Genomic DNA, 12124 nt, shown 5'->3' on the forward strand with positions numbered 1-12124 from the left:
GCGGCGCTCACAGTAGTTTTGCTACAGCAAAACAGTCAAGAGGTGGCACCAATGGAAAAGTGGCTTAGGATCAGGACCATGTCGATCCCCTCCCCCGAGATGCCGGAGACCACGACCGTGGCCGAGCGCGTCTACCAGGCTCTACGCAGCCAGATCGGCTCCGGCGAGCTCGCCCCCGGCGCCAAGGTGACCGAGCGCGGCATGGCCGAGCGCCTGGGCGTCAGCCCGACCCCGGTCCGCGAGGCGATCCGGCGGCTCGAGCTCGACGGACTCGTGGAGCGGGTCGGGCCGCGTACGACCCTGGTGGCCCGCATCGAGGAGGACGCCAGCCACGACCTGGCCGAGGTCGAGGTCGCGCTGCGCGGCCTGGCCGCCCGGTTCGCGGCCCGGCACGTGAACGACGACGAGCTCGACGAGCTCGACCGGCTGCTCGACGAGGCCGACGACCTGGTGATCCTGATCCGGGCGCGCCACCGCGAGGGCAAGCCGGTCGAGAAGCACGCCGATCGCTTCCTCGACGTGCTCGGCCGCTTCAACGAGCAGGTCAACGCCGCGGCCCACAACCCCGTCCTCCTACGCCTCCTGGAGCAGTCCCGCTCGCTGACCCGCTCGCGGCAGCGGGAGATCTCCCGGGCGCACCTGCTGGCCGGCGACGACTTCGGCGCCGACCGCTACACCGAGCACCGCGACCTGGTCGTCGCCCTACGCAGACACGACGCCGTCGAGGCCGAGCGCATCGTCACCGAGCACGCCGCCCGCGGACTCCTCGACCTGCGGCGCGAGATCTAGGCCGTGGCAGGGGTATTCACCGGCTTCGCCACGATCAGCGTCCTCATCGCGCTCGGCGCCCTGCTCGCCCAGCTCAAGATCCTCGACCAGCAGGGCCAGCGCACCCTCTCGACGCTCGCGTTCTACGTCGCCAGCCCGGCCCTGCTGATCACGGTGATGGACGACAGCGACCTCGGCTTCGTGTTCTCCGGCAACCTGGTCGCCGTCGCCGGCGCCGTACTGGTCTCGGCGACCCTCATCGTCACCGTCGCTCGCCTGCGCCGCCGCGACCTGGGCACCACGGTGGTCGCGACGCTGTGCGGCTCCTACGCCAACGCCGGCAACCTCGGCCTCCCGATCGCGTCGTACGTCCTGGGCGACCCGGTCCTGGTCGCGCCGACACTCCTGCTGCAGATGCTCGTGCTCCAGCCGCTGGCGCTGGTGATCCTCGACGCCGACGCGAGCGCGACGAGGCTCTCGTTCTGGGCGATCCTGCGCCGACCGCTGACCAACCCGATCACCGTCGCCTCCCTGATCGGGGTGGCCCTCTCCGTCTCCGGTCTCGACCTGCCGACACCTGTCTCCGACCCACTGGAGCTGGTGGCCGGCATGGCGGTCCCCTCGATGCTGATCGCCTACGGGGTCGCGCTCCGGCTCGGCCCGCTTCCCGGACGGGGCGTGCCGCCGCTCGACCTCGCCGCGGTGGTCGCTACCAAGCAGGTGGTGCAGCCCGTGGCGGCGTACGTCATCGGGCGGTTCCTGCTCGGGCTCGACGCCGAGGCGCTGCTGGCGGTGACGGTGCTCTCGGCGCTGCCGACCGCGCAGAACGTCTTCGTCGTCGCACAGCGCTACAACCGGGCCGTGCTGCTGGCCCGGGACGTCATCTTCGTCAGCACGCTGGCCACGGTGCCGGCGATCCTGCTGGTCGTCGTCCTGCTCGGCTGAGCCTCGTAACGGCTGAGCCCATAACGACTGAGCGCCGCGACGAAAGTCCCTTGCGGGCACATCTCTTCGCGCGTACCCTCGCGATATATCGGGAAACTACGCCGACAGTCGATGCGGCTTCACACGGGACACAAGGGGAGACGACATGAGCAACCTCGACAACCTGCGGGTGGGCGAGGCCGATCGGGAGGAGGCGTCGGCGAGGCTCGCCGAGCACTACTCGACCGGCCGGCTCACCGACGACGACTACTACGAGCGCCTGGACGCGATCTGGTCCGCGAAGGTCCGTGCCGACCTGGAGATGCTCTTCACCGACCTGCCGAAGAGCGCCCCGCAGCCGCCGCAGGTCGCTCGCCGGCCCCGGCGAGGCCGACCGCGGGCGTTCCCGTTGGTCGCCTGCTTCCTGCTCGTGGCGATCGGACTGGTCGTGATGGGCGTGCCCTGGTGGGTCTTCGCCGTGATCGGGGTCGGGGCGCTCGTCTTCCGCAAGGGACACCACCACTCCCACCGCCATCACCAGCACTTCCGTCATTCCGTGCACTGAATTCCGGATTCCATGGCCTCCACCCGGGCTCGCCACTAGGTTGTGCCGCGGTCGCTCCGGCGGCCGCCAACCCCACAACCAGTCGGTAAAATTGCCGCCAAGATTGTTTACAATATCTCGTGGCGTGCATCACACTGGCGACCTGCCCGCGATCGAGCGGGCGCCCAGCCCCCGAGGAGTCCCGATGAATCGCTCCCTTGCCCGCACCGCGCGCCGCGGTCTGGCAACCGCACTCGTTCTCGCCCTGCCGCTCGCGCTCAGCGCCTGTGGCGGTGGCGAGTCCACCGACGAGGGCGCCGACGGCGCCACCGAGATCACCGTCGGCGTGATCCCGATCGTCGATGTCGCCCCCATCTATCTGGGGGTGGAGAAGGGCTTCTTCAAGGAGGAGGGCCTCGACGTCAACCTCGAGCTCGCCCAGGGCGGCGCCGCGATCATCCCCGCCGTGGCCAGCGGGCAGTACCAGTTCGGCTTCTCCAACACGACCTCCCTGCTCCTGGCCCAGACCCAGGACGTCCCGGTCAAGGTCGTCACCGCCGGCGTCAACGCCACCGAGGACCCGGCCGCCGACATGGCCGGCGTCCTGGTCAAGGCCGGCAGCGACATCAAGTCGCCCAAGGACCTGGAGGGCAAGAAGGTCGCGGTCAACACGCTCAAGAACATCAACACGACCACCACCAACGAGCTCGTCCGTCAGGACGGTGGCGACCCGACCAAGATCGAGTACGTCGAGCTGGCCTTCCCCGAAATCGGCCCGGCCGTCGAGAAGGGCGACGTCGACGCGGGTCAGGTCGTCGAGCCGTTCCTCACCATCGGCACCCAGGCCGGCATGACCGACCTCGGCTCCAACTTCGTCGCCGCCGATCCGGGCCTCGCGGTCGCGGAGTACTTCACCTCGACCAGCTATGCCGAGTCCGACGCCGACACCGTCGAGGCCTTCACCGCCGCGATGAACGAGTCGCTCGACTACGCCCAGCAGCACCCCGACGAGGTCAAGGAGATCCTCCCGACGTATACCGACATCGACGAGAAGGTGCTCGCCGAGCTGAACATGCCGCAGTGGACCTCCGCGATCGACGCCGAGTCGATCCAGAAGCTCGCGGACCTCTCGGAGACCGACGGCCTGTTCGCCAAGGACCCGGACGTGGACGCTCTGCTTCCATGAGCGTCGCATCACCCGAAGCAACGGCGAGGCCCATGGCCGGCGCCCGCCCCAAGCGGGTCGCCGGCCGCGGCCGGGACGCAGTCCTGGGTGTGCTCGGCCTGCTCGTCGTCGTCGGCCTGGCCGAGGCGCTCCCCCGTCTCGGCATCGTCAACGACAGCTATCTCCCGCCGGCGAGCGCGATGTTCGCCGAGCTCGTCGACCAGCTCGGCGAGGCCGCCTTCTGGACCGACCTCGGCGCCACCCTCCGGGGCTGGGCCACCGGTCTGGCCATCGCGATGGCCGCCGGCATCGTGCTCGGCGTGGTGATCGGCTCGGTCGGCTTCCTGCGCGACCTGACCGCCTCCACGATCGAGTTCCTGCGCCCGATCCCCTCGGTCGCCCTGATCCCCCTCGTCGTGCTCCTCTACGGCAGCCGGCCGACCTCGGCGCTGATCCTGGTCGTGTACGCCTCGTTCTGGCAGATCCTCGTCCAGGTGCTCTACGGGGTCGCCGACGTGGACCCGGTGGTGCGCGACACCGCCCGCTCCTACCGCTTCTCGCGGTTGACCACCATCCGCACGGTCGTGTGGCCCACCGCGCTCCCCTACGTCATGACAGGATTCCGGCTCGCCGCCTCGGTCGCGCTGATCCTCGAGATCACCGCGGAGCTGATCATCGGCGTCCCCGGCCTCGGCAAGTCCATCGGCGTCGCCCAGTCCTCCGGCGCGGTCGAGAAGACCTACGCGCTGGTCATCGTCGTCGGGATCATCGGCGTCGTCGTCAACCTGGTCGCCCGAGCCCTGGAACGGCGCACGCTGCGCTGGCACGTCTCGATCCGTAAGGAGGCCCGATGAGATTCGCACGGACCATCGCGTACGCGCTCGCCCTCCCGGTCGTCCTGGTCGCGGTGTGGTGGTTCGCCTCGGCGGGCTCCACCAGCGTCTTCTGGCCGCCGCTGTCCAAGATCGTCTCCGTCTTCGGGGAGACCTGGACCGCGGACCGATGGACCGGAGACGTCCTGCCCAGCCTGGCGCGGCTCGCGGCCGGCTATGCCGTGGCGCTGGCCACCGGCGTACTCCTCGGGGTCGTCATCGGCCTCTACCGCCCGGTCCGGGCGTTCTGCGAGCCGACGCTGGAGTTCTTCCGGGCGGTGCCGCCGCCGGTGCTGGTGCCGGTGATCGCGCTGTTCCTCGGCTACACCGGCGACGCGTCCAAGATCGTCACGATCGCGCTCGGCTGCCTGTGGCCGATCCTGCTCAACACCGTCGAAGGCGTACGCGGTCTGGACGAGGTCATGCTCGACACCGCCCGCTGCTACCGGTTCAGCGCCTGGACCCGGTTGCGGCAGGTGGTGCTGCGCGGTGCCTCGCCGCAGATCGCCGCGGGTGCGCGCCAGGCGCTGTCGATCGGCGTCATCCTGATGGTGATCAGCGAGCTCTTCGGCGCCAACCGCGGCCTCGGCGCCTCGATCGTGCAGTTCCAGCGCAGCTTCGCCGTCCCGCAGATGTGGACCGGGATCATCCTCCTCGGCGTGCTCGGCTTCCTGCTCTCGGTCCTGTTCCGTCTCGTCGAGCACTACTCGCTCGCCTGGTACCGCGGCCTGCGCCAGGCCGATCGCGGCGCCTGATCCCGAAGTCTTGAGGAGAATCCCGTGGCAACTGCCCTGGACGTACGTGGCCTGAAGAAGACCTACACCACCGGCGGCACCTCCCTGGAGGCCATCGAGCAGCTCGATTTCTCGATCGGCCAGGGCGAGCTGGTCTGCATCGTCGGCCCCTCCGGCGCCGGCAAGACCACCTTGCTGCGCTGCATCAGCGGGCTGCTCGAGGCCACCTCCGGCGCCGTCGAGCTCGACGGCGCCCGGGTCACCGAGCCGCCGGCCGGGATGGCGGTGGTCTTCCAGGAGTACGGCCGCTCGCTGTTCCCCTGGCTCACCGTCCGCCAGAACGTCGAGCTGCCGCTGAAGGAGAAGAAGGTGCCGCGGGCGCGCCGGACCGAGCTGGTCGACGAGGCGCTCGCGGCCGTCGGCCTGGCCGACTCGGCCTCCTCCCATCCCTGGCAGCTCTCCGGCGGTATGCAGCAGCGGGTCGCGATCGCCCGCGCGATCGCCTACGAGCCCTCGGTCCTGCTGATGGACGAGCCGTTCGCCGCCGTCGACGCCCAGACCCGGGCCGACCTGGAGGATCTCGTCCGCGAGCTGTGGAAGCGGCTCGGCGTGACCGTCCTGTTCGTCACCCACGACATCGACGAGGCCGTCTACCTCGGCCAGCGCGTGCTCGTGCTCTCCAACCGGCCGACGGTGATCCTGGAGGACGTGGCCATCGACCTCCCCGACGAACGCGACCAGCTGACCACTCGCTCGGCGCCGCGCTTCGCGGAGCTGCGCGCACACGTCTACGAGCTGATCCAGAAGGCCAAGAAGGGAGAGCGGCCGGCATGATCGTCGCGGTTCTCGGGCTCGGTGAGGCAGGCTCGGCGTTCGTCGCCGACCTGCTGACGGCGGGAGCCACCGTCCGGGCCTACGACCCGGCCGTCGGCGCTCCCCCGGGCACCGTCGCCTGCGCCTCCGAGGCCGAGGCGGTCGAGGGTGCCGACCTGGTGATCAGCGTGAACTCGGCCGCCGACTCGGTCGATGCCGCCCGCAACGCGCTGGCCGGCCTGTCGGCGAGCACCGTCTGGGCCGACGTCAACACCTCCTCCCCCGCCCGCAAGCGCGAGGTCTTCTCGGTGCTGGAGGCCCGCTGCCTGTTCGCCGACGTCTCGCTGATGTCGACCGTGCCGGGCCTGGGCATCCGGGTGCCGATGCTCGCCTCAGGGCCGGGTACCGCCGAGGCGGCGCGGCTGCTGGGCGCGGTCGGCGCGAGCGTCGAGGTCGTCGACGGCGAGGTCGGCGACGCGGCGACCCGCAAGCTGCTCCGCTCGGTGTTCTACAAGGGCCTCGCCGCCGCGGTCCTGGAGAGCCTGGCCGCCGCCCGCGCGGCCGGGCTCGAGGAGGAGACCCGCGCCGAGATCATGCGCGAGCTCGACCGCGCCTCGGCCGCGACCCTCGACCGGCTCGTCGAGGGCAGCCACCGTCATGCCGTACGCCGCTCCCACGAGATGGCGGCCGCCGCCGAGATGCTCGATGACCTGGGTGTTCCCCCGCGGGTCGCCCGAGCCAGCCAGGAATGGCTCGAGCACATCTCCGAGGTGGACGGCTCCTAGCGGGAGGAGGCCACCTCGCGCACGGCCTCGAGGACGCTGGCGAGGTGCTCGCGCACGGCGGTGTCCGCGGCTGCGGGGTCGCGCCGGGCGAGCGCCTCGATGATCGCGAGGTGCTGCGGCAGCGAGACCTGGGAGCGACCGGGTCGGTAGGCGAGCCGGTACTGGTGACGCACGCTCCGGCCCTGGAGCCGCGCGAGCGTCTCGGCCGCGACCTGCTGGCCGGAGATGGCCACGAAGCGCTCGTCGAGCCGGGTGTTGAGCTTGGAGTAGGTGCCCACGTCGCCGGAGGCGACCGCGGCCGACATCTCCTCGCCGAGCCGGCGCAGCTCGGCGATCTCCTCGTCGGTGATCTTCTCGGCCGCCTTGGCCGCGCACAGTGCCTCGACGGCGGCGCGGACCTCGACGATCTCGACGGCCTCCTCGACGCTGACCACCCGCACCCGGGCGCCACGGTTGGCGATCCGCTCGACCAGGCCCTCGTGGGTGAGGTCGATCAGGGCGCCGCGTACGGCACCGCGGCTGGCACCGAGCGACTCGGAGAGCTCGGCCTCGACCAGGCGCTGGCCGGCGACGAGCTCACCGTCGAGAATGTCGCGGCGGATCGCCTCCGCCACCTCGCGCTGGGTCACCGGGGTCGGCGTGACCGTCACATGTCCTCCTTGGTCGGGTCCGAGGAGCGTACCAAAATTGTTGACAATCTTGAGAGACGATCACGCCGACCCGGGATCAGTCGACCGCGGGAGCGATGATCCAGACCGCGGCGTCGGTGGGCAGGTCGCCCACGACCGGGTCACCGCTGTACATCACGATCTCGCCCTCGGGAAGCGGCGCCGGCTCCATGCCGCAGTTGAGGACGACGATCAGGTCGGTCCTGGTGTCAGAAGACCCGCCGACCCCGCCGCGCCGGAACGAGACGACACCCTCGGGCGCGTCCAGGATCTCCACGTCCTCGTCGGCACCGAGCGCGAAGCTGCGTCGCGCCGTCAACGCCGCCCGGTAGAACTCCAGCGTGGAGTCCCTGACACCGTTCTGGGCAGCCACGGTGAGGTCCACCCACTCGGCCGGCTGCGGCAGCCACGGCTGCGTCGGCAGCTTCTCGTCGGGTAGGTCGCTGAACCCGAAGGGCGGCTCGAACCCGCTCCACGGCAGCGGCACCCGGCACCCGTCGCGACCGCCCTCACCGGTCTCCGACCACGGATCCTCCTGGTACTCGGGCGGCAGATAGACCTGCGGCAGGCCCAGCTCCTCCCCCTGGTAGAGGTAGGAGGACCCCGGGAGCGCCAGCATCGTCAGTGTCGCCGCGCGCGCCCGGTGGAGCGCCTGCAGTCCGTCGCCGTAACGCGAGCGGTGGCGTACGACATCGTGGTTGGACAGGACCCAGGTGGGCGCCGCCCGCGAAGGACTGAGCGCCTTCAGCGTCGACCCGATGACCTCGGTGAACGCCTCGGCCGACCAGGGCGCCTGCAGCCAGGAGAAGTTGAACGCCTGGTTGAACTCGTCGGCGCGTACGTAGCGGCGCAGCTCCGCCGGCCCAGGGGTCCACGCCTCGGCGACCATCATCCGGTCACCGTCGAAGGAGTCGATCAGCTTGCGCCAGGCGCGGTAGATCTCGTGAACGCCAGGGTTGTCCCACATCGGCGCGTCGGTGATGCCGCGTTCGTACATCACCGCGGCGTCGGAGGTCAGCGCGAGGCCCTCGGGGACGACCTGGTCGCGCAGATCCTTGAAGAGGCCATGGGCGATGTCGACCCGGAAGCCGTCCACGCCCCGGTCGAGCCAGAAGGTGAGGATCTTGGTGAACTCCTCGACCACCTCGGGGTTGTGCCAGTTGAGGTCGGGCTGGTCGTCGTCGAAGAGGTGGAGGTACCACTGCCCGCCTTCGATGCGCGTCCAGGCCGGACCACCGAAGACCGAGCGCCAGTTGGTCGGGGGCTCCTCCCCCGCCTCGCCGCGGCCGTCGCGGAAGATGTAGCGGTCGCGCGCCACGGACCCGGGTCCCTCCGCGAGCGCCTCGACGAACCACGGGTGCGCCGAGGAGGTGTGGTTGGGCACCAGGTCGACGATCACCTTCAGGGCGAGCTCGTGAGCCCGCGCGATCAGCTGGTCGGCATCGGCCAGCGTGCCGAAGATCGGGTCGACGTCGCAGTAGTCGGCGACGTCGTAGCCGTGGTCGTTCTGCGGAGAGGTGTAGAACGGGCAGATCCAGATCGCGTCGACACCCAGCGCGGCGAGATAGTCGAGGTGGTCGGTGATCCCCGGCAGATCACCGATCCCGTCACCGTTCGAGTCCGCGAACGAGCGCGGGTAGATCTGATATGCGACGGCTTCGCGCCACCATGGCTGGTCCACGTAATGTCCCCATCAATCGTCGGTTTCTGCACGCCAGGCTCTCCCGCGACCAGGCCCAGATCAAGCCTCCGGCGCGCGCAAGAAACACCAATACCCGCAGAAGCGCCTGGGCATGTAGGCTTGGCTGCGTTGAAGGAGGCGTCCCCACGCGCTTCGCGGTTGCTCTCGGTGACCGTTCGTGCAGCACTTGGTCTTCCGCAGAAGCAGAAATCAGGACTCGTGGATTCAACGCCCAAAGGGCGGCACGGAGTCGCCCTGTGTACACAAGGATTAGATTCATGACTCAGGGAACCGTGAAGTGGTTCAACGGCGACAAGGGCTTCGGCTTCATCGCCCAGGACAACGGTGGCGACGACGTCTTCGTGCACTTCTCCGCGATCCAGACCAACGGCTACAAGACGTTGGACGAGAACCAGCGCGTCGAGTTCGACGTCACCCAGGGCCCGAAGGGCCCGCAGGCCGAGAACGTCCGCCCGGTCTGACTCTGGCTTCCACGGCAGCCCCGCTCCTGCTTCGGCAGGGCGGGGCTGTCCCCCTTTTTGAGACCAGGTCGGTCAGACGGTCTCGGGGAGCTTGGTGACGTCGACCCAGCCCCGGGCCTCGCTGATGGTCTCCAGGTCACCGAGGGTGAGCGCGATGGTCGTGTTGGCGCTGCCCGCGGCCGGGTAGACCATGTCGAAGCGCTTCATCGAGGCGTCGAGCCAGACCTCGGCCGAGGCGGGGTTGCCGAACGGGCAGACGCCACCGATCGCGTGGCCGGTCATCGGCTCCACGTCCTCGGCGGCGAGCATCCGCGCCTTGGTACCGAAGTGGGCCTTGAACTTCGCGTTCGCGATCTTGGCGTCGCCGGCGGCGACGATCAGGATCGCGGCGGTCCGGTCCTCGGTGTAGAGGCTGATCGTCTTGGCGATCTCCGCCGGCGAGACACCGAGGGCGGCCGCTGCGAGCTCGACGGTCGCCTTCGACTCGACCGACTCGATGATGTCTCCACCGCGTCCGAATCGGTCCAGGTGCGCGCGGGCCAGCTCGATCGACATGGACCTCACCCTAGCGGCGCGTCCCACCGCCGAAGGAGTCGGCGACGGCACGGTCGGTGAAGATGCGGTACTCCATCGGCGAGGGCGACCCGAACGGCGCTTCCGGCACCGCGCCACAGACGATGACCAGGTTGCCGGAGCGGCGGCCCTTCATGGTCGCCGGCTCGACACCGACGACCATGTCACCGAGGTCTCTGGCCGCCGCGACGAAGTCACGCGCCTGAGGGAACGGCGCCCGGTCCACGAGGTTGGCGACGAAGACACCGGAGGGCGCGAGCACGCGGCGTACGTCCTCCACGAAGGCCGCGGAGGTGAGCTCGGCCGGGGTCTGACCGCCGTCGAAGGCGTCGAGGATCACCAGGTCGGCGAAGCCGTCGCGTACGCCCACGATGCCGCTCTTCCCGTCGACGGGGCGCACCTTGATGCCGCTGCGCGGCGGGAGCGGCGCCTCGCTGCGTACGCGCTCGATGACCTCGACCGACGGCTCCAGCACGATCTGCGAGGAGCGCGGCCGGGTCGCATGAACGTAGCGCGCCAGCGTCATCGCGGCGCCGCCGACGTGCAGAACTCGCACTGGCCCTGGAGGCAGTCGGTCGATAACATCGCCGATACGCCTCATGTAGTCGAACACGAGGCGGGTCGGATCCCCCAGATCGACAGCCGACTGTTGCATCTCGTCGAGCTCGAGCACATATACATCGTCGGCCATAGCGGAGATACCCTACCCCCCACATGGAAATAGGGGACCTGTTCCTCTATTGTGACCTGCGCTACAACGGCACCATTGCCCGCTATGGATGCATCTCGGATACCCCTAGGGGCATCCATGCGTGTTTCCAGATCTACCTCGCCGATCCCCCACACCCCGTCCGGCGAGGAACGAGAGGAAGTCAAAGCAGCGTGACAAGCATCGAGGAAGTCACGATCGGGGCGTTCAGCCAGCCCCTGGTCGGGATGTCGTTCATCATCTCCGTACTCGGTTCATGGGTCGGTCTGACCTGTGCGACCCGCGCTCGCCGGCGTGGCTCAGGCACCGGTGCCTGGCTCTGGCTCTTCGGCGCGGCCGCCTCGATCGGCGGCGGCGCGATCTGGTCCATGCACTTCATCGGCATGCTCGCCTTCGACAGCCACGTGGCGTACGCCCTCGACGTCGGCACCACCCTCATCTCGCTCGCCGTCGCGATCATCGCGGCGATGGTCGGCATGCTCATCGCGACCGCCATGCGCGGCAACGCGGGCTACATCGTCGGTGGCCTGGTCACCGGTGCCGGCGTGGGCGCGATGCACTACACCGGCATGTACGCGATGGACATGAGCGCCCAGATGGTCTGGAAGCCGCCGATCGTCATCCTCTCGATCGTGATCGCGCTGGTCGCCTCGGCGCTCGCGCTCTTCTTCGCCTTCAACGTCACCACACTGCTGATGCGCGTGGGCGCCGCGGTCATCATGGGCATCGGCGTGTGCGTCATGCACTACACCGGCATGCTCGCTCTCGAGATCCACAGCTCTCCCGAGGACAAGCTCGGGCACGTCAGCGGCGCCGACCCGGTCTATCTCGCCATGCCGATCTTCGCGATCTCGGCCGGCATGCTCATCGTGATCGGGTTCGCCACCATGTTCGCCGGCATCAACGACGACCTCGAGGACCCCTGGACGCCGGTCAAGCGGACGACCTCGGACTCGGGCTCCCACGCGATGATGCCGCAGCGGCCGGAGATGGCACAGCGCTACAACACCGGGCCGCAGCCGATCACGGGCCAGCAGCCGGCCCTGTCACAGCTGCAGCAGCCGCAACAGCCGCTCCAGCCGCTCCCGACGCGGCAGCCCGCAGCCTCGGGCAGCCCGCAGGCGGGTCAGCCCAACGGTGAGCCGGTGAGCGAAGGCTTCGGCAACGCGTTCGCCCAGCGCCCGCAGCGTCCGACCCAGCTGCGGCCGCAGAACGGACGCTGGACGCCCCGGCCCTACGCCCAGCAGGCCTCCAACAGTGCCTCGGAGCCCCAGCCGGACTTCTTCAGGCCCCAGGGTGGGCAGCCCGCCGACGAGGCGGGCAACGAGCCGCCGGCCCAGCCGCAGCAGCCCCGGCCGCAGCGCACGCCGGGCTGGCTCCCGCCGCGCAACGACAACAACCTCTAG

14 protein-coding genes are annotated in these 12124 nt (G+C 69.6%); 10 read left to right on the forward strand and 4 right to left on the reverse strand.

The genetic code is table 11. The features are described 5' to 3' along the window. Positions 1-78: 78 nt before the first annotated feature. The 8 genes from ACIRON_RS20755 to ACIRON_RS20790 all read left to right on the forward strand — a co-directional run bounded on the left by ACIRON_RS20755 (position 79) and on the right by ACIRON_RS20790 (position 6605). Positions 79-789, forward strand: a complete 711-nt coding sequence (locus ACIRON_RS20755) for a GntR family transcriptional regulator (RefSeq protein WP_402995024.1) — start codon at positions 79-81, stop codon at positions 787-789. A gap of 3 nt (positions 790-792) precedes the next feature. Further along, entirely contained in the window at positions 793-1713 is a 921-nt protein-coding gene (locus tag ACIRON_RS20760; RefSeq protein WP_402995026.1) for an AEC family transporter, read from the forward strand. Positions 1714-1858: 145 nt separating this feature from the next. Next, positions 1859-2257 carry a DUF1707 domain-containing protein gene (locus ACIRON_RS20765; RefSeq protein WP_402995027.1) on the forward strand — a complete coding sequence of 133 codons (399 nt, stop codon included), beginning with the start codon at positions 1859-1861 and terminating at the stop codon, positions 2255-2257. Positions 2258-2441: 184 nt separating this feature from the next. Continuing rightward, positions 2442-3422, forward strand: coding sequence for an ABC transporter substrate-binding protein (locus ACIRON_RS20770; RefSeq protein ID WP_402995029.1), 981 nt, complete (start codon positions 2442-2444; stop codon positions 3420-3422). Then, the gene (locus ACIRON_RS20775; RefSeq protein WP_402995031.1) at positions 3419-4255 is read left to right on the forward strand and encodes an ABC transporter permease; all 837 of its coding nucleotides are present in this window, start codon (positions 3419-3421) and stop codon (positions 4253-4255) included. Before ACIRON_RS20770 ends, ACIRON_RS20775 begins: the two co-directional genes overlap by 4 nt. After that, on the forward strand, positions 4252-5028 hold the full coding sequence (locus ACIRON_RS20780) for an ABC transporter permease (RefSeq protein WP_402995033.1): 777 nt from the start codon (positions 4252-4254) through the stop codon (positions 5026-5028). The genes ACIRON_RS20775 and ACIRON_RS20780 overlap by 4 nt, the downstream gene beginning before the upstream one ends. 24 nt (positions 5029-5052) lie before the next feature. Next, positions 5053-5841, forward strand: a complete 789-nt coding sequence (locus ACIRON_RS20785) for an ABC transporter ATP-binding protein (RefSeq protein ID WP_402995035.1) — start codon at positions 5053-5055, stop codon at positions 5839-5841. Then, the gene (locus ACIRON_RS20790) at positions 5838-6605 is read left to right on the forward strand and encodes a DUF1932 domain-containing protein (RefSeq protein WP_402995037.1); all 768 of its coding nucleotides are present in this window, start codon (positions 5838-5840) and stop codon (positions 6603-6605) included. The genes ACIRON_RS20785 and ACIRON_RS20790 overlap by 4 nt, the downstream gene beginning before the upstream one ends. Here ACIRON_RS20790 and ACIRON_RS20795 read toward each other — a convergent pair. Next, on the reverse strand, positions 6602-7255 hold the full coding sequence (locus tag ACIRON_RS20795) for a GntR family transcriptional regulator (RefSeq protein ID WP_402995039.1): 654 nt from the start codon (positions 7253-7255) through the stop codon (positions 6602-6604). The two genes, ACIRON_RS20790 and ACIRON_RS20795, sit on opposite strands and share 4 nt — an antisense overlap. Before the next feature lie 76 nt (positions 7256-7331). Beyond that, a complete protein-coding gene (locus ACIRON_RS20800; RefSeq protein WP_402995041.1) occupies positions 7332-8954 on the reverse strand; it encodes an alpha-amylase family glycosyl hydrolase in 1623 nt (540 codons plus the stop codon). A gap of 278 nt (positions 8955-9232) precedes the next feature. On the opposite strand from ACIRON_RS20800, the gene ACIRON_RS20805 reads away from it, so the two are divergent. After that, complete coding sequence (locus tag ACIRON_RS20805) at positions 9233-9436, forward strand: cold-shock protein (RefSeq protein ID WP_091053181.1); 204 nt, start codon at positions 9233-9235, stop codon at positions 9434-9436. Between the two features lie 72 nt (positions 9437-9508). On the opposite strand, the gene ACIRON_RS20810 is transcribed toward ACIRON_RS20805, so the two are convergent. Both ACIRON_RS20810 and ACIRON_RS20815 read right to left on the reverse strand, forming a co-directional pair. Next, complete coding sequence (locus ACIRON_RS20810) at positions 9509-9991, reverse strand: YbaK/EbsC family protein (protein WP_402995044.1); 483 nt, start codon at positions 9989-9991, stop codon at positions 9509-9511. Positions 9992-10001: 10 nt separating this feature from the next. Then, positions 10002-10700: a spermidine synthase gene (locus tag ACIRON_RS20815; RefSeq protein WP_402995046.1), complete on the reverse strand. Its 699-nt coding sequence runs from the start codon at positions 10698-10700 to the stop codon at positions 10002-10004. 191 nt (positions 10701-10891) lie between these two features. On the opposite strand from ACIRON_RS20815, the gene ACIRON_RS20820 reads away from it, so the two are divergent. Further along, positions 10892-12124 carry an MHYT domain-containing protein gene (locus tag ACIRON_RS20820; RefSeq protein ID WP_402995048.1) on the forward strand — a complete coding sequence of 411 codons (1233 nt, stop codon included), beginning with the start codon at positions 10892-10894 and terminating at the stop codon, positions 12122-12124.

This window comes from Nocardioides sp. NPDC101246 (assembly GCF_044767415.1).
Taxonomy (GTDB): Bacteria; Actinomycetota; Actinomycetes; order Propionibacteriales; family Nocardioidaceae; genus Nocardioides.

Bases quoted from the DNA above. Each gene is read 5' to 3' on its own strand.
- ACIRON_RS20775 (WP_402995031.1), top strand. From the start codon at position 3,419: ATGAGCGTCGCATCACCCGAAGCAACGGCGAGGCCCATGGCCGGCGCC.
- ACIRON_RS20765 (WP_402995027.1), top strand. From the start codon at position 1,859: ATGAGCAACCTCGACAACCTGCGGGTGGGCGAGGCCGATCGGGAGGAG.
- ACIRON_RS20755 (WP_402995024.1), top strand. From the start codon at position 79: ATGTCGATCCCCTCCCCCGAGATGCCGGAGACCACGACCGTGGCCGAG.
- ACIRON_RS20815 (WP_402995046.1), bottom strand. From the start codon at position 10,700: ATGGCCGACGATGTATATGTGCTCGAGCTCGACGAGATGCAACAGTCG.
- ACIRON_RS20780 (WP_402995033.1), top strand. From the start codon at position 4,252: ATGAGATTCGCACGGACCATCGCGTACGCGCTCGCCCTCCCGGTCGTC.
- ACIRON_RS20790 (WP_402995037.1), top strand. From the start codon at position 5,838: ATGATCGTCGCGGTTCTCGGGCTCGGTGAGGCAGGCTCGGCGTTCGTC.
- ACIRON_RS20810 (WP_402995044.1), bottom strand. From the start codon at position 9,991: ATGTCGATCGAGCTGGCCCGCGCGCACCTGGACCGATTCGGACGCGGT.
- ACIRON_RS20805 (WP_091053181.1), top strand. From the start codon at position 9,233: ATGACTCAGGGAACCGTGAAGTGGTTCAACGGCGACAAGGGCTTCGGC.
- ACIRON_RS20770 (WP_402995029.1), top strand. From the start codon at position 2,442: ATGAATCGCTCCCTTGCCCGCACCGCGCGCCGCGGTCTGGCAACCGCA.